Source organism: Brevibacterium sp. NPDC056726, from assembly GCF_042790515.1.
GTDB classification, from domain to species: Bacteria; Actinomycetota; Actinomycetes; order Actinomycetales; family Brevibacteriaceae; genus Brevibacterium; species Brevibacterium sanguinis.
Genome location: NZ_JBHTYZ010000001.1, coordinates 208,821 through 229,329 on the forward strand (window position 1 = coordinate 208,821; position 20,509 = coordinate 229,329).

A 20,509-nucleotide genomic window follows, 5' to 3' on the forward strand; every position below is an offset into this window, starting at 1 on the left:
TCGCCGACCTCCGGCGGCCTCAGAGCGCGCCGGCCGCCGCCAGCGCCGGCACCACCCGATCCCGGGTGAGCGGGGCGAACTGGCGCTCGACGGTGTCGGCGGGCATCGGAGCGCACGGGAACCATCCGGCCGCGGCGATCTCGGCCTGATGCCTGATATCGGTGAGGTCGAGCCCGGCCGGCACACCGTCGTAGACGAAGACGTCGCCGATGACCCGATGGTCGGCCTCATTGGCGGCCGCCGCGGTGAACTCCCCGAGCGACGAGAGCCGGGCGGGATCGAGGTCGAGTCCGAGCTCCTCGGCGATCTCCCGGATGATCGTGTCCTCCGGGGTCTCACCCGCCTCCGGTTTGCCTCCGGGCAGCATGAACGACGTCGTCCCGGTCTTGCGGACCATGAGGAGCTCCGGGCGGTCGGGGTGGATGACGACGAGCGCGCTCACGCGGATGTCCCTCATGGTGTCCTTTCGCCGAGGCGGTGGTGTCCGGTTCAGTCCGACCAGAGGCCGGAGGCGCCTCGGCGATGGGAGCCGACGAGGTGCGTGTCCACCATACCGACGGCCTCCATGAGCGCATACATCGTGGTCGGACCGACGAAGCGGAACCCCTCGCGCTTGAGCGCCTTCGACAGTGCCGCCGATTCCGAGGAGGTCGTGGGCACCTCGGCGATCGTCTGCGGTGTCGGGGTCTGCGCGGGCCGGAAGCTCCAGATGAACTCGGCGATGCCGCCGGAGTCCCGCAGCGCGATGATCGCCCGGGCGTTGCCGATGCATGCCTCGATCTTCCCGCGATGGCGGATGATGCCGGGATCGGCGAGGAGGGCTGCCACCTCGGCGTCACCGTAGCCGGCGACGGTGTCGACATCGAAGTGGGCGAAGACCTCGCGGAACCGTTCGCGCTTCTTGAGGATCGTCAGCCACGACAGTCCCGCCTGGAAGCCCTCGAGGCTGAGGCGCTCGAAGAGCCCGGACTCATCGCGCACGGGCAGACCCCACTCGGTGTCGTAGTACTCGAGCAGGAGCGGATCCCCGTAGGCCCACGGGGTGCGCGCGAGACCGTCCTCACCGACGACCGGGCCGCCTGCCATCGTCTCCGCTGCGCTGGACTCCACGGCGCTCGTCTCCTCCCTCATGGTGCCGCTGCCTCCTTGAGAGTCTCCCACAGCGCTGCGACGTCGCTGCGCTCCGTCGTCAGGGAGCCGATCGAGATCCGCACCATCCACCGCCCGTCGAGCGTCGACGGGGACACGTACGCGCGCCCGGAGTCGTTGACCGCCCGCGCCCACTCCCGGGTGTGCGCGTCGAGGTCCTCCCCGGTCAGGCCCGGCGGCTCATGGCGGATGCACACGGTCTGCAGGGGCACGGGGGCGACGACGGTCCAGTCCGGTTCGGCCTCGACCTGCGCGGCGAACCAGCGGGCGTTCTCAAGGTCGCGGCGCAGGCGGGCGCGGATCGCCTCGGCGCCTTCGATGCGGAGCATGAACCACAGTTTGAGCGCCCGGAACCGGCGTCCCAAGGGCACGCCCCAGTCGCGGAGGTTGGTCACCTCGGCGTCCCGATCGGACTGCAGGTACGAGGGGTTCGTCGACATCACCGCCTCGAGATGGGCGGGATCGCGGACGAAGAACAGGGAGCAGTCGAAGGCGACCCCGAACCACTTGTGGACGTTGATGACGAGCGAATCGGCGCGATCGATGCCGTCTGCCATGCCCCGCATCTCCGGGAGGATGAGGGCGGAGCCGGCCATCGCGGCATCGACGTGGAACCACAGTCCGTGCGCGGCGGCGACCTCCCCGATCGCCGCGAGCGGGTCGAGTCCCGTGGTCGTCGTCGTTCCGCACGTCGCGACGACCGCGGCGGGGACGGCACCGGCCGCACGGTCCGCCGCGACCGCTTCGGCGAGGGATTCCGGATCCATCGCGAAGTCCTCGTCGACGTCGACCCAGCGGATCTGGTCCTCCCCGAACCCGGCGAGGAGCACGGCCTTGCGCACCGAGGAGTGCGCGTACGGGCTGAGGTAGACCGTCAGCGGAGCGCTCGCCTGGGTGAGCCCGGGTCCCATCATCGCGAAGTCCGAGGCGCGCTCCCTGGCCTCGAGCATCGCGAGCAGCGTCGCCGTCGAGGCCGTGTCCTGGATGACCCCGCGGAAGTCCGCGGGCAGCCCGAAGAGGTCGCGGGCCCACCCGAGGACGACCTGCTCGACCTCCGACAGCGCCGGGGAGGCCTCCCAGGACAGCCCGAGCACTCCGAGCCCCGAACTCGCGATGTCCCCGAGCACCGAGGAGAGCTCGCTGTTGGCGGGGAAGAAGTTGAAGAACCGCGGATGCTGCCAGTGCGTGAGCCCGGGCATGACGATGTCATCGAGATCCCCGAGCACCGCGGTCGGGTCCTCCCCGTCCTCCGGCGCCGAGGCGGCCAGCTGAGCGGCGATGTCACCGGGGGCGACACTCGCGCGCACGGGCCGCTGCGGCAGGGAGGCGCGGTAGTCGGCGATCCAGTCGATGAGGTCGTGGCCGTGCCGCCGGAACTCCTCGGGCGTCACCGACGCACCGCCCGGCGACGCGCGCCGGATCCGCGGCCCGACTCCCTCACCATCACTCGGTGCCGCCGGCGATGTTCTCCTGCATGTGGAGGAACTCGACGTGGCGCTCGTACTTGTCGAGGACGTCATCGATGAGCTGGTCCTTCGTGTAGCCCATGATGTCGTAGCCCTGACCGGCTCCGCCGTCGAGGTAGACCTCCATCCGGTAGTAGTCCTCGGTGCCGCGCGGGACGCGGCCGCCGAACGACGGCACACTGACCTTGTGCGGCCACACCTGGTAGCGGAACGGGTACTGGCCCTCGCCGTCGACCTCGAGTTCGACGAGGTCTCCGTTCTCGTCGAAGCGCCCCTCGGAGTCGACCCGCCCGCAGCGGGCGGAGATGCCGCGTGAGCGCATCTCCTCGGCGATCTCCTGCATCGTCGGCAGGAGCACGTTCTGCTCGTAGTCGCGGACCTTGCTCCCGCTGGGGAACGCGAGCACCCGGGAGAGCTGCTTCTTCCACGTCTCCGATCCCCGGCCCGACCGGCGGGCGAGCGAGCCCGAGAGGCTCTGCTCGACGCTGTCGACGCGGTTGCCTTCGACGCGCAGGGCTCTGTAGAGGCCGATCATCACGAGGATGATGACGAAGGCGAAGGGCAGACCCATGATGACCGTCGCGCTCTGCAGCGCGCCGATCCCGCCGACGATGAGCATCGCCACGGTCAGCGCACCGGTGAGCACGGCCCAGAAGATCCGCAGCCCCGCCCGTCCGTCGTCCTGCGGGGTGGGCAGGAACGAGGAGAGGTTCGCCATGACGAGGGCCGCGGAGTCCGCCGAGGTGACGTAGAAGAGGAGGGCAGTGAGGGTTGCCAGAGCCGCGACGACGGTGAAGGCCGGGTACTGGGCGAGCAGCTCGTAGAAGCCGCCCTCGGGATTGAGCATCGTCTGCTCCCCGAACTCCAGGTTGCCGCTGCGGATGATGTCGAGTGCGGAGTTCCCGTAGATCGAGATCCACATGAAGATGTAGATGAAGGGGATCGTCAGGGTGCCGATGACGAACTGGCGGATCGTGCGGCCCCGCGAGATGCGGGCGAGGAAGAGTCCGACGAAGGATGCCCAGGCGATCCACCAGGCCCAGAAGAACAGCGTCCAGTCCGTCATCCACGTGCCCGTGTCCTCGAAGGCGAAGGTCTGGCCCACCATGTTCGGGAAGAGGCGGACGAAGTCGGTGACGTTGAGGACGAATGCGTTGAGGAGGAACTGCGTGTTGCCGGCCACGAGCACCCAGATGCTCAGGGCGATCGCGGCGAAGACGTTGAGCAGGGAGAGGAACTTGATGCCCTTGTCGACGCCGGAGACCGCTGAGAGCGTGGCCACGCCCACGCCGATGACGACGATGGCGACCTGGGACGCCACGGACACAGGCAGGCCGAAGACGACGTTGAGGCCGACGTTGACCATGACGACGCCGATGCCGAGCGAGGTGGCCACACCGAAGATCGTGCCGAGGAGGGCCGCGAAGTCGACGGTGTCGCCGAGCGTCCCCTGGACCCGCTTGCCGAAGAGCGGGGCGAGTGCCGAGCGGATCGCCAGCGGCATGTTCATCCGGTAGGCGAAGTAGGCGAGCGCGATGCCCATGAGGGCGTAGAGGCCCCAGCCGCTGAGCCCGTAGTGGAAGAGCGTCCACACGGTCGCCTCACGGGCGGCGTCGACGGTCCCGGGTTCCGTGCTCGGCGGCTGCAGGTACTGCGTAACGGGTTCGGCCACGGCGAAGAACATGAGGTCGGTGCTGATGCCGGCGGCGAAGAGCATCGACGCCCACGACAGGAGACCGAATTCGGGCTTCGAATGCTCGGGGCCGAGCTTCGTCGACCCGTACCGGGAGGCGGCGAGGTAGATGACGAAGACGAGGACGATCGCGACGAGGAGGACGTAGAACCACCCGAACCAGTCCGAGGTCCACCCGACCACAGCACCGAGGACGGCCTGGGCGTTGACGGGGGCGAGGAACGCCCACAGTGTGATCGCGAGCGTGCCGACGGCCGCCGCGATGAAGACGCGCTTGTTGACCGGTGGCAGGTTCTTCTTCGACCTGCCCGCCGCGTCCTCGTTGGATTGCTTTGCCTGGAGTGTCATCTCTTCGCTCCCTCGTCCGGCGACCGACCGCCGCGATGTCATGGGCAACTGGGGGTTCATGGGGCAACTAGGGGTACATGGGCAACACGAGATTGGGGATTGGGGGTCTTGGAGAGCCGTGTCCCGGACTCGATGATCACAGGCCGCCGCACTTCCGGCAACCGACGATGGAGGCTACCATATCCGAATTTTCGGTAGCGCACCCCTGAATTCTTGGCAAAATGAGACGCGGGCCACACTCCGCGGGTCCCGCCGAGGGCCTGTGGTCCGCTGACCAGCCCAGGCGCAGCCCGAGCGGACGCTCGGGCCACCGCCTGGACGGATCTCCTCAGAGTGAGACGAGGAGGAGGACCGTCGCCATGACGACTCCCGAGCCGAGGAACGTGATGAACGTGTAGCCGAGGATGTCGCGCATCTTCAGGCCCGCGATCGCGAGCACCGGCAGCGCCCAGAACGGCTGGAGCATGTTCGTCCACTGGTCGCCGTAGGACACCGCCATGATCGCGATCGACGGGTCGACGCCGAGCTGGTTGGCCGCGTCGAGCATGATCGGACCCTGCACGGCGAACTGGCCGCCGCCGGAGGGGACGAAGAAGTTGACGAGGCCCGCCGAGAGCAGCGCGAGGACGCCGAAGGAGACGGGGTTGGCGATCGAGACGAACGCATCGGAGAACACTGCGATGAGTCCGGTGCCGGACATGATGCCGAGGATGCCGGCGTAGAGCGGGAATTGGAGGAGGATCTCCCCGACGTTCGATGCCGCGTCCTTGGTCAGGGCGATGAGTTCGAACGGGTTCCGCACGAGGAGGAAGATGAGGGCGAGGAAGGACCAGTTGACGATGTCGAGGGTCAGTCCCCCGCCCTGGGCGAAGTGGATGATGAGGTAGGCGACGAGGGCGAAGCCGATGACGAGGGTGAGGATGCGGGAGGCGTCGATGCGGTCAGCGGGTGTGACGATCTCCTCGACGAGGGGGCCGCGCTCCCCCGAGGACATCGATTCGGGCATCTCGTAGACCGTGGCGCCCTGCTTCGGGGCGATGAGGTAGAAGAGGACGCTGCACACGACGATGACGCCGAGGATGGCGAGCAGATTCCACGTCGAGAAGATCGTCTCGCTCACGGGCACGATCTCACCGCCGAGGGAGTCGGCGAGGAACGAGTCCGGGGTTGCGGCGGTCAGCGGACCCGACCCCGAATAGCCCATGTGCCAGACGACCATTCCGGAGTAGCCGGCGGCGACGAGGAGCGGGAAATGGACCTTGATGCCGCGCCGGCGCGCCTGGACGGCGACCTCCCTGGCCAGGAGTGCACCGACGACGAGGCCGAGTCCCCACGTGATGAGGCTCGCGACGGCGGCGACGAGGAAGACGAAGACGTAGGCGAATGCCGGGGATCCCGGCACCTGTGCGAGCCGGGAGAGCAGCGCCTGGACGGGGCCGGTGTTGGCGAGGATGTGGCCGAGGAGCAGGATGAGGCACATCTGCGTCATGAACTCGAGCAGCCCGGAGAGGCCGACGCCCCAACTCGTGACGACCTCGACCGGGCTCGCCCCGGTGAGGATGAAGGCGAGGACGGCGACGATGAGGGTGAGCACGATCGCGAAGGTCAGGGCCGAGGGGATCCACTGCTCGAGGACCCGGTTGATCGGTCGCATCACCCCTTTCGAGGCCGCGACGTTCTTGTGGGCAGACGGCGTCGGTGCCGACATGAGGACCTCCTGCTGGGAAAGTGCTGTGTATCACTTCAGGATACAGTGAGCGCCGTCACCGCCTGCGGGGACCCGCACACGGCGAAGGCGCCGTCCGCGGATGCGGACGACGCCTTCTGCGCCGGGTCGGACTCAGCGGCGGCGAGCGCTCACGCCCTCCCGCCGTGCTGAGTCCTCGGCCCTCACTTGTCGCTCTTGAACACGAGCTGCTTGTTGACGAACTCGTCCATCGCCAGCGGGCCGAGCTCACGCCCGACGCCGGAGCGCTTGACGCCGCCGAAGGGCAGGTACTCGCGTGAGCCCTCGGGCGCATTGATGAAGACCATGCCCGAGTCGATCTGCGCGCCGACGCGCTCGGCGCGCTCGACGTCGCCGGAGAACACGGCGGCCCCGAGGCCGAAGGGGGTGTCGTTGGCGAGTTCGACGGCCTCGTCCTCACTGCTCACCTTGTAGACGATGACGGCGGGGCCGAAGAGCTCCTCGTAGTAGCCGCGCATGCCCTTCTCGACGTCGGCGAGGACGACGGGTTCGACGTAGGCGCCTCCGCCCTCGTACTTCTTCCCGCCGGCGAGCAGGGTCGCGCCCTGGCTCACGGTGTCCTGCACCTGTTCGACGAAGCGGTCGGCGGCGGCGACCGAGGACAGCGGAGACAGGCGCGAGCCCTCCTCCCCGGGAACCTCGGGGGTGGCCTTCTTCGCGGCGGCGGTGATCGATTCGAGGAACTCGTCGTAGACGTCGTCCATGACGATCATCCGCTTGGGCGAGTTGCAGGCCTGGCCGGTGTTGCCCATCCGGGTGTTGAAGAACGTCTTCGCGCTCTTCGCGACATCCTCGGTGTCGAGGAGGATGTACGGGTCGGAGCCGCCCAGTTCGAGGACGACCTTCTTGAGGTTCTTGCCCGCCTCCGCGGCGACGGCGGCTCCGGCACGTTCGGATCCGGTCAGGGACACGCCCTGGTTGCGGGGGTCGGGGAGGATGAGGTCGGCGACCTGCTCGTTGCTCGCGTAGATGTTGATGTACGCGCCCTCGGGCAGACCCGCCTCGGTGAAGATCTCCTCCATGATCGCCGCCGACCGCGGGCACTGCGGGGCATGCTTGAGCAGGATCGTGTTGCCGAGCGCGAGGTTCGGGGCGGCGAAGCGGGCGACCTGGTAGTACGGGAAGTTCCACGGCATGATGCCGAGCAGCGAGCCGACGGGCTTGCGGCGGATCCATGCGGTGCCGTCCTCGGGACCGCGCAGCGGCTCATCGGCGAGGAACGCCTCGGCGTTGTCGGCGAAGTAGCGGTAGATCGCCGAGCTCAGCGCGACCTCGCCCTTGCCCTCGGGCACGGACTTGCCCATCTCGAGCCTGATGACCTCGGCGAGCTCTTCGGCGCGTGCGGCGTAGATCTCCGCGACCCGCGTGAGCAGGGCCGCGCGTTCGGCGACCGGGGTCTGGCTCCACTCGGTGAACGTCGTCGCCGACCGGTCGATGGCGGCCATGATCTCCGCGTCCGTGGCCGTCGGGAACTCCTCGACGACGTCGCCGGTGGCGGGGTTGGTGACGCGATACAGGGTGGACATGATGGACCTCTTCTCTGCTTCGATGCCGGGAATCGTCGGTGACCGCAGGCCCTCGCCGAGGTGGTCACCGCGTGTACGTCCCACGCTATGGCCGATCCGGGTCCGCGGCAATTCCCCTTCCCACCGAATTCCCTGGATGCTTGCTCGTGCCGGCATGCTCGCCTCGCTCGCCCGCGGATGCCCGGGGATCGATGCCTCGACCCCCGGGCACCGGCGGCGACTGCTAAGTTGGCGCTATGACCTCAGTCACAGATCTCGTCAAGCGCTACTACACGACCGTCGACGCCGGGGATCCCGTGGCCACCGCCGCGCTCTTCGCCGCCGACGCCACCTACGACCGTCCCGGCTACCCGACGATGGTCGGGCAGCAGATCACGGACTTCTACCTCGGCGAGCGCGTCATCGAATCCGGTGCCCACGAACTCGCCGAGATCCTCGTCGACGGTGAGGCCGCCGCCAGCCGCGGCACCTTCGCCGGTCGTCTCAAGGACGGCTCGGAGACGACGGTGGGCTTCGCCGACTTCTTCCGCTTCGACGCCGAGGGCCTCATCAGCACCCGCACCTCGTACTTCTACGTCGGCGCCGTCTGAGCTGGTCTCAGGGCTGGGCGTGACCCCGCACTGCTGCGCGTGCCCGCGCGCTACTGCGCCTGCCCGCGCGCTCTGAGCACGGCGCGCTGGATCCGGTCGCGCTCGGCAGCCGCGGCCGGACTCGGCGTCGCCCCATAGGCGTCCTCGACCTGCGCGAACACCGTCTCCATCGCCTCATCGCCGAGGTCGAGCGGCAGGTCGTCGATCGCGGCGAACGCCGGGCCGATGTGGTGCATGAACCCGCGGATCCCGGCCTCTCCCCCGCCGTGGTGCATGCCCTCGAACTGGCCGACGGCCGCCCACCGCAGGCCCAGTGAGTTCCGCATCACCGCATCGAGGTCGGCGGCGGTGACGACCCCGTTCTCGACGAGCGCGATCGCCTCCTTGAGCAGCGCGTTCTGCAGGCGATTGCCGACGAATCCGCGGACCTCGCGGGCGAGGACGACGGGTTCGCGTCCGCAGCTGCGGTAGAACTCGACGGCGCGGGTGAGCGTCTCGGAGCTCGTGACCGGGGAGGGGACGACTTCGACGAGCGGCATGAGGTGCGGCGGGTTGAACGGGTGGCCGACGATGACCCGGGCGGCCGCCTCGGCGGGCAGGGCACCGACGAGGTGGGAGGCGGGGATCGTCGACGACGAGGTCGCGAGCACCGCCCCAGCCGGTGCCGCCGCGGCGATCCGGGCGAAGAGCCGGGGCTTCTCGTCCGGGTCCTCGGGGCCGGACTCCTGGACGAATCCCGCCGAGGCGACCGCCTCCTCGAGCGAGTCCGCGAGGTCGACGGTGCCGGTCCGTGCCCGCGCGGCCGTCTCGTCGAGGTCCGAGCCGACGAGGTCGGGGTCGCGCTCCTCCACGGCTGCGGCACGGGCGGCGGCATCGGTGCGAACGTCGGCACGGATGCCTGCGACTACCTCGGCGAGGTCGTCCCGGGGATCGACGACGGCGACGTCGTATCCCGAACCGGCGAAGAGACGGGCGAAGGAGCGGCCGATGGTGCCGGCCCCGATGACGGCGACTGTGAACGACATGCACCCAGGCTATACCGGCACGGCAGGGGCCCTTGAGAGCGACGAAAATCTTCGCCCGTGACGGCTCTCACCGGGGCGTTCAGTGGCACAATGACACCATGGCAGCGCACCCCGGACTCAGACCCGTCGACTCCGAGACCCTGGCTGTGGCCGAGGACGAGTTCGCGGCCGCCGCCGAGATGGCGAACGTCGAGGTCCGGGAACTCCACACCGCCGCCGAGGCGGCCGAGGCCTCACTGCTCCTCGACGAGGTGTGGAACGTCGACCAGACCGGCACGAACGTCCTCGAACCCGGGCTCATCGTCGCCTTCGCCCATGCCGGCAACTACGTCTCGGCGGCGTACAGCCGTGACGACCCTGCGGAGATGATCGGGGTGACGATCGGATTCTTCGGCCAGCCGCTCGGCACCGTCATGCACTCCCACATCGCCGGGGTTCGGCACGAGCACATCGGGCACGGCGCGGGATCGGCGATGAAGCTCCACCAGCGGCTGTGGTGTCTGCGGCTGGGGATCACGGAGATGACGTGGACGTTCGATCCGCTCATCGCCCGCAACGCGTACTTCAACTTCCAGCGCCTCGGCGTGAGCATGGTCGAATACCTCGAGGACTTCTACGGGCAGATGCGCGACGGCGTCAACGCCGGTCAGGCCAGCGACCGGATGATGGTGTCGTGGCCGCTCGACCGGCCGGCCCGGGTGCCCGCGGTCTCCGCCGACGCCGCGTTCGCGTGCCTGCGCGCCGACGAGTCGGGTGCCCCGCTCGTCGCCGAGGTGCCGCGGGAGGCCGCCGTCGTCTCCCTCGACTTCCCCTCCGACATCGAGAACCTCCGCCGCCACGACCCCGAACTCGCGACAAGGTGGCGCTTGGCCCTGCGCGAGTCGCTCACCGCCCTCGTCGCCGACGGCTGGGTCCTCGACACGTGCCTCAAGGGCGGCACATACCTCCTCCACCATCCGTGAGCCGGGGGCGGTCTCGTCCGCGGCACGACGCTCCCGGGTCTCGACGCTCTCGGGGCCGAGTTCACCTGTCCGTCATGTTCACGCCGTTGACTGGGCCGCGGGCGCGGCCCGCACACGGCGGTCGGTGCGCGAGTCGATGAACGAGGAGAGCGGATGAGCACAACGGTCACGCGGCACCCGGGCACGGTGGGCGAGGTCTTCCGCGTCTTCCTGCGCCTCGGTCTCACCTCCTTCGGCGGCCCCGTCGCGCACCTCGGCTACTTCCGCGAGACCTTCGTCGTCCGCCGCCGGTGGCTGACCGACTCCGCCTACGCCGATGTCGTCGCGCTCTGCCAGTTTCTTCCCGGGCCGGCATCATCGCAGGTCGGCATGGCCATCGGTCTGCAGCGCGCCGGGTTCGGCGGCCTGCTCGCGGCGTGGTTCGCGTTCACCATGCCCTCGGCGATCGTGCTCGTCGCCTTCGCCTACGGATTCGACGCGTTCGGGGACGCGCTCGGCACTGGATGGCTCGACGGCGTCAAGGCCGCTGCCGTCGCCATCGTCGCCGGCGCCGTCCTCGGGATGGGGAAGTCGCTGGCCCCGGATGCCAAACGCGCGACGATCGCCGGCCTCGCCGCGGTCATCGTCCTCCTCATCCCCTTCCCCATCGTGCAGGTGCTCGCGATCATCGTCGGAGCCGGTCTCGGCCTCACCTGGCTGCGACCGGAGGAGGCGACAATCCGCGCCGAGGCGGCCGCCGCGGCCGCGGAGGAGACGTCGGCCTCCGCGGAGGAGACAGAGTCCTCGGACGGGACCGAGTCGGGCCGGTCAGCGGAGTCGGAGGCGAGCGCGCCGACGGGGTTCCGGGTCTCCGTGTCGAAGAGGGTCGGAGCCGCCGCTCTCCTCGTCTTCGCGGCCCTCCTCGTCCTCCTGCCGATCGCGACGGCGCTCACCGGTGATCCGACGCTGCGGCTGACCGACATCTTCTACCGCGCCGGTTCGCTCGTCTTCGGCGGAGGCCATGTCGTCCTGCCGCTGCTCGATGCGGAGACGGTGCGGGCCGGCCTCGTCGACAGTGAGACCTTCCTCGCCGGCTACGGTGCGGCGCAGGCGGTGCCCGGACCGCTCTTCACCTTCGCGGCCTTCCTCGGAGCGTCGATGACGACGGAGCCGACGGGCCTCCTCGGTGCGACGATCGCGCTGCTCGCGATCTTCCTCCCCGCCGGGCTGCTCACCGTCGGGGCCCTGCCGTTCTGGCAGAGCCTCCACGGCTCGGTCCACGCCCGCCGCGCCCTGCTCGGGGTCAACGCCGCCGTCGTCGGCCTCCTCGGCGCCGCACTCTTCGACCCGGTGTTCGTCGAGGGCATCACCAGCCCGGCGACGCTGGCGATCGCACTCGCCGCGTTCATCGCCCTGACCCGCTGGAACCTGCCGGCCTGGGCCGTCGTCCTCATCGCCGCGGCGATCGGCGCGATCGCGCTCTGAGCGCACTCGCCCCCGATCGGCTGGGATCGGGGGCGGGATTCGGGCCTCAGCCCTGGGTGAGCGCGAGGGAGAATTCGACGACGCCGGCATCCTCGACGGAGACGAAGCCGAGGTTCGGCGGTTCCACTCCGTAGTCCTGCCAGGTCACGTCGATCGCACCGACGACGGAGAGGCCGGTGTCGGCGCGGGTCGCCGTCGTCTGCGCCGTCGCCTCCTGGGTCTGCCCGTTGATCTCGAGGGTGCCCGGGATGTCGATCTCGGCGCTGCCGGAGTCGCTCAGCGCTGTGAGATCGACCGGTCCGGTCGCGGTGAACGTCGCCTCCGGGTTCGCATTCGTATCGATGGCCTGCCCGGAGAAGTAGTTGTCGCGCCGGGAGCTGTCGGTCGTCACGGTCCGCAGATCGACGCTCACCGTCCCGGCCGTGAGCTCGCTGCCGTCGATCGTGATGTCGCCCGTGACGTCGGGAGTGCGACCGACGACGGTGACGTCCTCGCCGTTGAGGACCTCGTCGACCCGGTATCCGGCCTCCGATCCCTCCCCGATCGTCCACTGCCCGGCGATGCTCCCTGCCGCACCGTCGGCGCCTCCTGAGCCTGAGGCGATGTCCTCGTTGGCGAACTCCGTGGGAGCCGCGGTGTTCTGTGATGAGGTGTAGAGCTTCGTGCCGACCAGCGCGCCCGCGACGAGCACAGCGATGGCGATGAGAGCGATGATCCACACGAGCGGACGGGAGTAGAAGGGCCGGCGAGCTGCAGTTGAGTTCGTCATACTGTCACCGTACAAACTTCAACTACAGCTCGACCAGGCCCTTCACCTGGAGAGGGACTGGACAGTCCCTGGGAGCGGATCAGGCCTCGGCGTCCTCCCAGGTCTTGCGCAGGAGCTTCTTGTCGAGCTTGCCCACCGAGGTGCGCGGCAGTTCGTCGGTGACGATGATCTCGTCGGGCAGCTGCCACTTCGCGAACCTGTCGCCGAGGACCTCGACGATCGTCTCCCGGGTCACCTCGGCGCCGTCCTCGGCGACGACGTAGGCGACGGGCCGCTCCTGCCATTTCTCGTCCGGGACGCCGATGACGGCGGCCTCCTTGACGCTCGGGCTGTCGAGGATCGCGTTCTCCATGTCGATCGAGGAGATCCACTCGCCGCCGGACTTGATGACGTCCTTGAGACGGTCGGTGAGCTTGAGGTAGCCGTTGGGGAAGATGACCCCGACGTCGCCCGAGCGCCACCAGCCGTCGAGGAAGCGCTCGGAGTTGTCCGGCAGCTGGAAGTAGGACTCGGTGATCCACGGGCCGCGCATGAGGACCTCGCCCATCGACTTGCCGTCGCGGGGCAGCTCCTCACCGGTGGGGTCGACGACCTTGACCTCGACGCCGATGACCGGCAGACCCTGGTAGCGCTTGAAGTCCCAGCGCTCCTCCTCGTCCATGTCGAGTCCGGGTTTGATGTGCCAGTTCGTCGTCGCCAGCGGCGTCGTCTCCGTCGCCCCGTAGCCGTGGATGACATCGGCCCCGGTGATCTCCTTGAACCCGCGCATCATCGACAGCGGCGGCTCGGAGGAGCCGGAGACGAGGCGCACACCGCTGAGATCAGGCGGCTGCGGCATGTCCTTCATCATCGCGAGCATCGGCGCGAAGATCGCCGGTGCGCCGTTGGCGAGCGTGACCTTCTCGGCGATGAACGCCTTGGCGATCGCCCCGAACTCCTCGGCGGCGAACTTGCCGGGCAGGACGAGTTTGGCCCCGGCGGCGACGGCGTTCTGCGGGAATCCCCAGGACAGAACGTGGAACATCGGGGTGATCGGCATGATCGTGTCGTCGAACGAAGCGCCCAGCGCCGCGAGGCCGCCCATCGTGTGGAGGTAGATCGACCGGTGCGAGTAGTAGACGCCCTTGGGCCTGCCCGTGGTGCCGGTCGTGTAGCCGGCGTAGGCGGCGGTCTTCTCATCGACGACTGGCCAGTCGTAGGTGTCGGGCTTGTCCTTGATGAGGTCCTCGTAGAAGACGACGTTCTCCAGCGTCGTCTCGATCTCATCGGCAGGCTTGTCGGTCATGACCACCCAGCCCTTGACGTCGAGCTTCGGGGCGAGCGCCTCGGCGACGGGCAGGAGGGATTCGTCGACGAAGATCCAGTCGGACTTCGAGTGGCTGACGACGTAGGCGAGGTCCTCGGGGGCGAGCCGGAGGTTGAGCTGGAGCATCGTGGCCGCGAGTCCGGGGACGGCGAAGTAGAGCTCGAAGTGGCGGCGGGAGTTCCAGTCGAGGACGCCGACCATCGAACCGGCACCGACGCCGAGTTCGGTGAGGCCGTGGGCGAGCTGCGCCATCCGCTTGAACTCGTCGGCGTAGTTCGATCGTCCCCACGATCCGTCCGAGTTGCGGTAGACGACCTCCTGTTCGCCGAAGACCGTGGCCGCGTGCCTGATCATCGACGTGGTGTTGAGCTGGTAGCTGTCGCCGAGGGTCGACGGGATGCCAGTGAGCATGAGACTCCTTTGTTCGTTCACTCGTGGTGGGGCTTGTGGTGCGGGTGAGCTCGCCGAGGCGGGGGCGGGTGCCGCGGCGAGTCGGCGTCACCGGCCGACGAAGCGGGGGACGCGTTTCTCGATGAAGGCCGACACCCCCTCGGCGAAGTCGCGGGTGCCGCGCAGGTAGGTCTGATCGGCCGATTCCCGGCTGAAGGCGTCGTCGAGGGAGGTCAGGCTCGCTTCGTTGATCGCCGACTTCGAGCGGGAGAAGGCCAGCGGTGCGCCCTGGGCCCAGGCGGTGCCGAGTGCACGGGCGCGGGTGAGCTGCTCCCCGGCGGGCACGACCTCGCTCGCCAGTCCCCAGTTGAGGGCCTCCGGTGCCCACACCTTCTCGGCCGTCAGCGCCATCTTCATCGCGCGGTGGCGACCCGCCGAGGCGGCGACGAGGGCGGTGGCCCCGCCGTCGGGCATGAGGCCGATCTTCGCGAAGGCGAGCATGAGGTAGGAGTCCTCGCTCATCACGACGTAGTCGCAGGCCAGCGCCAGCGAGCAGCCGATCCCGGCGGCCGGCCCAGACACCGCGGCGATGGTGGGAACGGGCACATCGATGAGCGCGCGGATGATCGCGTTGGCCTCGTCGAGATCGAGGGTGACGTCGTCGTTGCCGCTCTGGAGGTCAGCACCCGAGCTGAAGGATCGGTCACTGCCGGTGAGGATGATGACGCGGGCATCGGCCGCCGCCTCGGCGATGGCCTCCCCGAGGCGGCGGAACGCTTCGGCATTGAGCGCGTTGAGGGTGTCGGGGCGGTTGATCGCGATGGTCGCGACACCGTCACGGTGATCGACGAGGACACTTGAGCTCAAGACGGCTCCTTCGCTGACGGAGATGGGTTTCCCTGCGCCAAGCTTAACGCACGTTAAGTTGTCGTGGGTCACACTTCTGCAACGCGAGGAGGAATTCTCGAGTCACGGGCGGGTCACCTCACACGAGGGTCGCCGCTCACACGCCGTCTCCGGTCTCCCCCGTGGCCGCGGTGATCGCGGCGTCGAGGTCGGCCCAGAGGTCGTCGACGTGTTCGATGCCGACGCTCAGGCGCAGCAGGCCTTCGGGCACCGAGGTCGGCTCCGAGGCATGGCGGCGCCGGCGTTCGATGAGGGACTCGACCCCGCCGAGCGAGGTCGCCGGCGTCCACAGCCGGACCGCCTCGGCGATCGCGGTGGCCTGCTCCGCTGTGTCGACGGTGAAGGCGACGATCGCGCCGAACCCGGCCATCTGTGCGCTCGCCCGTGCGTGACCGGGGTCGGCGGGCAGTCCCGGGTAGCGGACCTCGGCGACACCGGCACGGCGGCTCAGGCGCTCGGAGAGGATCTGGGCATTGTCCTGCGCGCGCTCGAGCCGGACCGACAGCGTGCGCATCCCGCGCAATGCCAGCCACACCTCGAAGGGCCCGGCGATCGCCCCGCGCATCGACCGCTCGGTCAGCAGCAGCTCCCGGAGTGCCGGGTCGCCGGTGATCACGGCGCCGAGGACGACGTCGGAGTGTCCGGCGAGGTACTTCGTCACCGAGTGGACGACAATGTCGGCGCCGAGGTCGAGCGGCGTCTGGAGCAGGGGCGTGGCGAAGGTGTTGTCGACGGCGACGCGGATGCCGCGCTCACGTGCGGCGGCGATGAGGGCGGGCATGTCGGCGACCTCGAGCATCGGGTTCGTCGGGGATTCGATCCACAGCAGCGCCGAGGCGGTGCCGGGGTCAGATTTCTCGCCCCCGGCGTTGTCCCCGGCGGCGACGTCCCCGGCGTCGTTCCCGGCAGAGGCATCGTCCGTGACAATGTCGTCGAGAGCGGCGACGACGGCGTCGGTGTCGGCGATGTCGACGCTGACGACGGAGAATCCGGCGCGCGCGGAGAGCTCCTGTGCCGATTGGAGCGATCCCTGGTAGGCGTGCGTGGGCATGACGAGGGTGCCGCCGCGGGGCACGAGGGCGAGCACCGCGGCGATCGCGGCGAGCCCCGATCCGAAGACGAGTGCCGGCAGCGCCGAGTGTTCGAGTTCGCCGAGCGCGGCCTCGAACGGTGTCCAGGCGGGAGTCGCGAACCGTCCGTAGGCGTACGCGGAGTCATTCACCTCGGTGGTGCCGATGAATGTCGAGGACAGTTCGATCGGCGGGTTGACCGAGGCGCCGGTCGCGCGCGGCGGTCGGGCCGCCTCGACGAGGACGGTCTCGGGTGCGAAGGCAGGGGTCGGGCGTGCGGGGTCACGAGTCGTCATGGCCTCAATATAGGCAGAGCGGAGGCCGCGCCGCTTTGACGTCTCGCCCGCGCGGTCAGCCCAAGCCTGTGCGAGCCGGTCCGCCGCGGCTCAGTCCACCGCGGCCGGTCCGGCACGGCTCAGTCGTCTGCGGCACGGCCTGCCCTGCGCGACTGCCTACTGTGCCGCGACCGACTACTGTGCGGCGATCATATGGTCGAGAAGCGCCCGCGCCCCCTGCGACAGCCTGCGCTTCGGCGACCACAGCGCATGGAGGGCCCGGTCGAGGTCGACGTCGTCGGCGACCGGCAGCGGGGCCAGTCGCATCGCCCGGAAGTCGTCGCGCAGGGCGAGATCGGAGAGGACGACGGGTGCGACGCCCGTGGCTGCGGCGACCCTCAACGCCGAGTTCGACCGGTACTCCCCGGCGATCGTCGCCCCGCCGAACTCGGCGAGCGCGGTGTCGATGACCTCCCGCGTTCCCGACCCGACCTCACGGACGAGGAGAGGGATCCCGGCGAGCGCCTCGGCGGTGATCGGCTCCGTCCACGTCTGCCCATAGGACGGGGCGGCGGCGATCATCAGGCGGTCGTGGCCGATGACGGCGGCGGGGAACCCCGGCGGCAGGGACACGGATTCGACAAGGCCGATGTCGCAGCGCTGCGCGCGGACCTCGGCGACGACGGCCGCGGAGTTCTCGACCCCGAGGCCGACGTCGATGCCCGGATGCGCCGAGGTGAAGGTCGCGAGATAGCTCGGCAGGAGGTATTCGGCGACGGTCAGGGACGCGCAGACGCGCACGTTCCCCGCCCGCGCCTCCTGGATGGCGCGGGTGCCGGCGTTGAGGGCACTGTAGGCGTCGATGACCTGCGCGGCCCATTCGGCCACGGCCTGGCCCTCGGCGGTGAGTTCGGTGCCGCGCGGCGAGCGCGTGAGGAGGGGGACTCCGAGTTCGCGTTCGAGGCCGGTGAGGCTGCGGGAGGCGTTGGGCTGGGCGATGCCGACCGCCTCGGCGGCCTGACCGATCGACTGCGCGCCCCCGCTCAGGGCGACGAGCAGCCCGAGGGCCCGCAGCTCCGGCCACCGCTGCATATCCGACACATCGCGCATACCGCCATCATGGCATATCAATTCGATATGGGTCGACGCGAAATCACCGTCTACCGGACCTCCCGGCCGCGGGGAAGACTGGAGTCCATGAACACAGTCCGCCGACTCCTCCCCGGTCTCGGCCTCGCTGCGGCAGCCGCCGCGATCGCGTGGCCGATCTCGACCCTCGCCCCCGTCATCTCCCCGCTGCTCGTCGCGATCATCCTCGGTGTCATCCTCGGCAACGTCGCCCCGAATCTCCCCGACTCCCTCAAGCCGGGACTCGACTTCGCCGCCAAGCCGCTGTTGCGCCTGGGCATCGTCGCCCTCGGCGCGCAGGTCGTCTTCGGGGACATCCTCGATCTCGGCTGGCCCGTCCTCGTCCTCGCCGCCGTCGTCGTCGCCGTCGGCATCGTCACGAGCGTCGGACTCGCCCGCGCCACCCGCGTCGACGGCGACCTCGCACTCCTCATCGGCTGCGGCTTCGGCATCTGCGGGGCCGCGGCCGTCGCCGGCATCGAATCGACGATGAAGGCGAAGAAGGAGGACGTCGCCGCCGCGATCGGCCTCGTCGTCCTCTTCGGCACCGTGATGATCGCCGCGATCCCCCTGGCCAGCGGCGCCCTCGGCCTGCCTGCGGTGACCGCGGGCATGTGGGCGGGCGCCTCGACCCATGAGGTCGCCCAGGTCGTCGCGATCGGCGGGATCATCGGCCCTGCCGCCCTCGAGGTGGCCGTGCTCGTCAAGCTCGCCCGCGTCATCATGCTCGCCCCGACCGTCGCGGTCCTCGAGCTCGCGATGCGCCGGTCGGAGGCGAAGGTGAGGGCCTCGACCGCCGAGGCGGGCCCCGCGGACGCGGAGAACACTGTCGTTCCCGCGCCGGCCGGCAAGCGCCCGCCGATCGTTCCCCTCTTCGTCCTCGGGTTCCTCGCGATGGCCGCGCTGCGCACCTTCGGGCTCCTCCCCGAGGTCGCCGTCACCGGCCTGGGGTGGCTGCAGACGGTGTGCCTGTCGATGGCGATGTTCGCCCTCGGCCGCGGTGTGCAGTGGCGCGCGCTCAAGAGCCTCGGCGGCGGCCCGATCGCCCTAGCCACGATCACGACGGTCGTCGTCGCCCTCGTCGCCCTCGGCGGTGCGCTCCTCCTGACCTGAGTCGAGGCCGCCTGACTTCCCGACCGGCTGTGCCGATAGTCGGGAAGTTCGCGCGTTCCACCTCGGCGCTCCATCCCTGCGTCCGTACCGGCTGGTAGTCTCACAGCAGATCACCCGATTGCCCACAGAGACTGCTCAGCTACCTCGAGGACGACATGCTTGCTCAGCTCATCGCATTAGGCATCTTCATCGCACTCTTCGCCGTCGGAGCGATCCGCGGCGTCCACATCGGCGTGCTCATGCTCGTCGGCGCCGCCGGCACCGGACTGCTGCTCACGGACATGACCGTCGAGGACATCATCGCCGAGTTCCCGCTCTCGATCATGGTCCTCCTCGCCGGGGTGACGTACTTCTTCGCGATCGCCCAGGAGAACGGCACCGTCGACAAGATCATCGACTGGGCGCTGGAGAAGGTGGGGTCATCGGCGGTGCTCCTGCCCGTCGTCTTCTTCGTCATCACCGCCGGCATCGCGTCGATGGGCGCGCCCCTGGCCGGACTCGTCATGATGCCGGTGGGCATGCAGGTGGCCCGCAAGTACCACGTCGACTACGCGCTCATGGGCCTGGCGATCTGCTTCGCGATCGGCGCCGGCGGATTCGCCCCGACGAGCCTCTACGGCATCGTCACCTACAGCACCGCCGAAGGTGCGGGCATCGGGCTCAACCCGTTCCTCCTCTTCCTCATCGCCGTCGTCGTCTACCTGCTCATGCTCACCGTCGCCTACGTCATGTTCGGCCGTTCCCTCTTCTCCCGGAAGTCCGCGGCCGCCGGAGCCGGCGCGGCCGCGGCCGACTCGGGCACCGCCTCGGCACAGGCGACCGGCACTGCCGCGCGGATCTCCCGCGGTGGGGCCTCGGCGACGAAGGTCGCCTTCGGGGAGGACGACGAGGACGAAGCGCTCTTCGACTCCTCGACCGCCTCGGCGGGCTCCACGACATCGGAGCCATTCACGGGCGTGCAGATCCTCACGGTCGTGCTCATGGTCGCCCTCATCGGCACCGTCGTCGTCCTCGCAGCCCTCGGTCAGGAGCCGGACATCGGGCTGCTGTGCTTCCTCTTCGGGGCGATCCTCGCACTCGTCGATCCGGCCACCGGCAAGGCGGCGATCCCGAAGATCGACTGGTCGACGGTGCTCCTCGTCGGCGGCATCATCACCTTCGTCGGGGTGCTCCAGACGATGGGCGCCGTCGACCTCCTCGGTGAGGGCGCCGAGGCGATCGGCTCCCCGCTCATCGCCGCGTTCGTCCTCTGCGTCGTCGGCGGTCTCGTCTCGGCGTTCGCGTCGACGACGGGCATCCTCGCCGCCCTCGTCCCCCTCGCCCTGCCGCTCATCGAGGCCGGCGGGGTGCCGGGCTGGGCGCTCATCGCAGCGCTCGGCATCTGCTCGGCGGTCGTCGACGTCTCACCGTTCTCGACCCTCGGGGCCACGGTCGTCGCGACGGCACCGGGTGATCAGAAGCAGCGGCTGACGGCGATCCTCGTCAAGTTCGGCATGTCGATGGTCATCATCGGGCCCATCGTCCTCGTCGGCGGTCTCGTCGTGCCGGCGATGATGTTCTGACCGGCTGAAATTCGCCGGTC

Annotated in this window: 17 protein-coding genes; 5 read left to right on the plus strand and 12 right to left on the minus strand. The window is 69.4% G+C overall.

Annotation, left to right across the window (positions count from 1 at the left end):
- Positions 1 to 19 precede the first annotated feature (19 nt).
- From ACFQ91_RS00935 to ACFQ91_RS00960, 6 genes are all read right to left on the minus strand, one after another.
- Positions 20 to 457: an NUDIX domain-containing protein gene (locus tag ACFQ91_RS00935; protein ID WP_198499524.1), complete on the minus strand. Its 438-nt coding sequence runs from the start codon at positions 455 to 457 to the stop codon at positions 20 to 22.
- A 32-nt stretch (positions 458 to 489) separates the two neighbouring features.
- Positions 490 to 1,131 carry a DNA-3-methyladenine glycosylase I gene (locus ACFQ91_RS00940; protein ID WP_232623680.1) on the minus strand — a complete coding sequence of 214 codons (642 nt, stop codon included), beginning with the start codon at positions 1,129 to 1,131 and terminating at the stop codon, positions 490 to 492.
- Positions 1,128 to 2,540, minus strand: a complete 1,413-nt coding sequence (locus ACFQ91_RS00945) for a pyridoxal-dependent decarboxylase (protein WP_198499525.1) — start codon at positions 2,538 to 2,540, stop codon at positions 1,128 to 1,130. The genes ACFQ91_RS00940 and ACFQ91_RS00945 overlap by 4 nt, the downstream gene beginning before the upstream one ends.
- A gap of 52 nt (positions 2,541 to 2,592) precedes the next feature.
- Positions 2,593 to 4,656 (minus strand): choline BCCT transporter BetT, encoded by a 2,064-nt coding sequence (betT, locus tag ACFQ91_RS00950; RefSeq protein WP_232623681.1) that lies wholly within the window; start codon positions 4,654 to 4,656, stop codon positions 2,593 to 2,595.
- A gap of 328 nt (positions 4,657 to 4,984) precedes the next feature.
- Positions 4,985 to 6,364, minus strand: a complete 1,380-nt coding sequence (locus ACFQ91_RS00955; RefSeq protein ID WP_198499527.1) for a short-chain fatty acid transporter — start codon at positions 6,362 to 6,364, stop codon at positions 4,985 to 4,987.
- Positions 6,365 to 6,546: 182 nt separating this feature from the next.
- Entirely contained in the window at positions 6,547 to 7,929 is a 1,383-nt protein-coding gene (locus ACFQ91_RS00960) for an NAD-dependent succinate-semialdehyde dehydrogenase (protein ID WP_198499528.1), read from the minus strand.
- Between the two features lie 236 nt (positions 7,930 to 8,165).
- Here ACFQ91_RS00960 and ACFQ91_RS00965 point away from each other — a divergent pair, with 236 nt between their 5' ends.
- The gene (locus ACFQ91_RS00965) at positions 8,166 to 8,519 is read left to right on the plus strand and encodes a nuclear transport factor 2 family protein (RefSeq protein WP_137824361.1); all 354 of its coding nucleotides are present in this window, start codon (positions 8,166 to 8,168) and stop codon (positions 8,517 to 8,519) included.
- 50 nt (positions 8,520 to 8,569) lie between these two features.
- Here the strand turns inward: ACFQ91_RS00965 and ACFQ91_RS00970 are convergent, their stop codons facing one another.
- Positions 8,570 to 9,544: a 3-hydroxyacyl-CoA dehydrogenase NAD-binding domain-containing protein gene (locus ACFQ91_RS00970; protein ID WP_211978838.1), complete on the minus strand. Its 975-nt coding sequence runs from the start codon at positions 9,542 to 9,544 to the stop codon at positions 8,570 to 8,572.
- A 98-nt stretch (positions 9,545 to 9,642) separates the two neighbouring features.
- On the opposite strand from ACFQ91_RS00970, the gene ACFQ91_RS00975 reads away from it, so the two are divergent.
- Positions 9,643 to 10,506 carry a hypothetical protein gene (locus ACFQ91_RS00975; protein WP_198499530.1) on the plus strand — a complete coding sequence of 288 codons (864 nt, stop codon included), beginning with the start codon at positions 9,643 to 9,645 and terminating at the stop codon, positions 10,504 to 10,506.
- Between the two features lie 153 nt (positions 10,507 to 10,659).
- Positions 10,660 to 11,970 (plus strand): chromate efflux transporter, encoded by a 1,311-nt coding sequence (gene chrA / locus ACFQ91_RS00980; RefSeq protein ID WP_198499531.1) that lies wholly within the window; start codon positions 10,660 to 10,662, stop codon positions 11,968 to 11,970.
- A gap of 46 nt (positions 11,971 to 12,016) precedes the next feature.
- Here the strand turns inward: chrA and ACFQ91_RS00985 are convergent, their stop codons facing one another.
- The 5 genes from ACFQ91_RS00985 to ACFQ91_RS01005 form a co-directional block, all read right to left on the minus strand.
- The gene (locus tag ACFQ91_RS00985; RefSeq protein WP_198499532.1) at positions 12,017 to 12,739 is read right to left on the minus strand and encodes a YceI family protein; all 723 of its coding nucleotides are present in this window, start codon (positions 12,737 to 12,739) and stop codon (positions 12,017 to 12,019) included.
- Positions 12,740 to 12,818: 79 nt separating this feature from the next.
- Positions 12,819 to 14,456: a long-chain-fatty-acid--CoA ligase gene (locus ACFQ91_RS00990; RefSeq protein ID WP_198499533.1), complete on the minus strand. Its 1,638-nt coding sequence runs from the start codon at positions 14,454 to 14,456 to the stop codon at positions 12,819 to 12,821.
- A gap of 87 nt (positions 14,457 to 14,543) precedes the next feature.
- Positions 14,544 to 15,302, minus strand: a complete 759-nt coding sequence (locus ACFQ91_RS00995; protein WP_198499534.1) for an enoyl-CoA hydratase-related protein — start codon at positions 15,300 to 15,302, stop codon at positions 14,544 to 14,546.
- A 136-nt stretch (positions 15,303 to 15,438) separates the two neighbouring features.
- The gene (locus tag ACFQ91_RS01000) at positions 15,439 to 16,707 is read right to left on the minus strand and encodes a PLP-dependent aspartate aminotransferase family protein (protein WP_211978837.1); all 1,269 of its coding nucleotides are present in this window, start codon (positions 16,705 to 16,707) and stop codon (positions 15,439 to 15,441) included.
- Between the two features lie 174 nt (positions 16,708 to 16,881).
- Positions 16,882 to 17,796: a LysR family transcriptional regulator gene (locus ACFQ91_RS01005; RefSeq protein ID WP_211978836.1), complete on the minus strand. Its 915-nt coding sequence runs from the start codon at positions 17,794 to 17,796 to the stop codon at positions 16,882 to 16,884.
- A gap of 87 nt (positions 17,797 to 17,883) precedes the next feature.
- Between ACFQ91_RS01005 and ACFQ91_RS01010 the strand changes: the two genes are divergently transcribed.
- Together ACFQ91_RS01010 and ACFQ91_RS01015 are read left to right on the plus strand one after the other, a co-directional pair.
- On the plus strand, positions 17,884 to 18,927 hold the full coding sequence (locus ACFQ91_RS01010) for a YeiH family protein (protein WP_211978835.1): 1,044 nt from the start codon (positions 17,884 to 17,886) through the stop codon (positions 18,925 to 18,927).
- 155 nt (positions 18,928 to 19,082) lie between these two features.
- A complete protein-coding gene (locus ACFQ91_RS01015) occupies positions 19,083 to 20,489 on the plus strand; it encodes an SLC13 family permease (RefSeq protein ID WP_211978834.1) in 1,407 nt (468 codons plus the stop codon).
- The last annotated feature ends 20 nt before the right edge of the window (positions 20,490 to 20,509 follow it).

Excerpts from the sequence above, each read along its gene's own strand:
- ACFQ91_RS00935 (WP_198499524.1), bottom strand. The coding sequence starts at position 457 with ATGAGGGACATCCGCGTGAGCGCGCTCGTCGTCATCCACCCCGACCGC.
- ACFQ91_RS00940 (WP_232623680.1), bottom strand. The coding sequence starts at position 1,131 with ATGAGGGAGGAGACGAGCGCCGTGGAGTCCAGCGCAGCGGAGACGATG.
- betT (WP_232623681.1), bottom strand. The coding sequence starts at position 4,656 with ATGACACTCCAGGCAAAGCAATCCAACGAGGACGCGGCGGGCAGGTCG.
- ACFQ91_RS00955 (WP_198499527.1), bottom strand. The coding sequence starts at position 6,364 with ATGTCGGCACCGACGCCGTCTGCCCACAAGAACGTCGCGGCCTCGAAA.
- ACFQ91_RS00960 (WP_198499528.1), bottom strand. The coding sequence starts at position 7,929 with ATGTCCACCCTGTATCGCGTCACCAACCCCGCCACCGGCGACGTCGTC.
- ACFQ91_RS00965 (WP_137824361.1), top strand. The coding sequence starts at position 8,166 with ATGACCTCAGTCACAGATCTCGTCAAGCGCTACTACACGACCGTCGAC.
- ACFQ91_RS00970 (WP_211978838.1), bottom strand. The coding sequence starts at position 9,544 with ATGTCGTTCACAGTCGCCGTCATCGGGGCCGGCACCATCGGCCGCTCC.
- ACFQ91_RS00975 (WP_198499530.1), top strand. The coding sequence starts at position 9,643 with ATGGCAGCGCACCCCGGACTCAGACCCGTCGACTCCGAGACCCTGGCT.
- chrA (WP_198499531.1), top strand. The coding sequence starts at position 10,660 with ATGAGCACAACGGTCACGCGGCACCCGGGCACGGTGGGCGAGGTCTTC.
- ACFQ91_RS00985 (WP_198499532.1), bottom strand. The coding sequence starts at position 12,739 with ATGACGAACTCAACTGCAGCTCGCCGGCCCTTCTACTCCCGTCCGCTC.
- ACFQ91_RS00990 (WP_198499533.1), bottom strand. The coding sequence starts at position 14,456 with ATGCTCACTGGCATCCCGTCGACCCTCGGCGACAGCTACCAGCTCAAC.
- ACFQ91_RS01000 (WP_211978837.1), bottom strand. The coding sequence starts at position 16,707 with ATGACGACTCGTGACCCCGCACGCCCGACCCCTGCCTTCGCACCCGAG.
- ACFQ91_RS01005 (WP_211978836.1), bottom strand. The coding sequence starts at position 17,796 with ATGCGCGATGTGTCGGATATGCAGCGGTGGCCGGAGCTGCGGGCCCTC.
- ACFQ91_RS01010 (WP_211978835.1), top strand. The coding sequence starts at position 17,884 with ATGAACACAGTCCGCCGACTCCTCCCCGGTCTCGGCCTCGCTGCGGCA.
- ACFQ91_RS01015 (WP_211978834.1), top strand. The coding sequence starts at position 19,083 with ATGCTTGCTCAGCTCATCGCATTAGGCATCTTCATCGCACTCTTCGCC.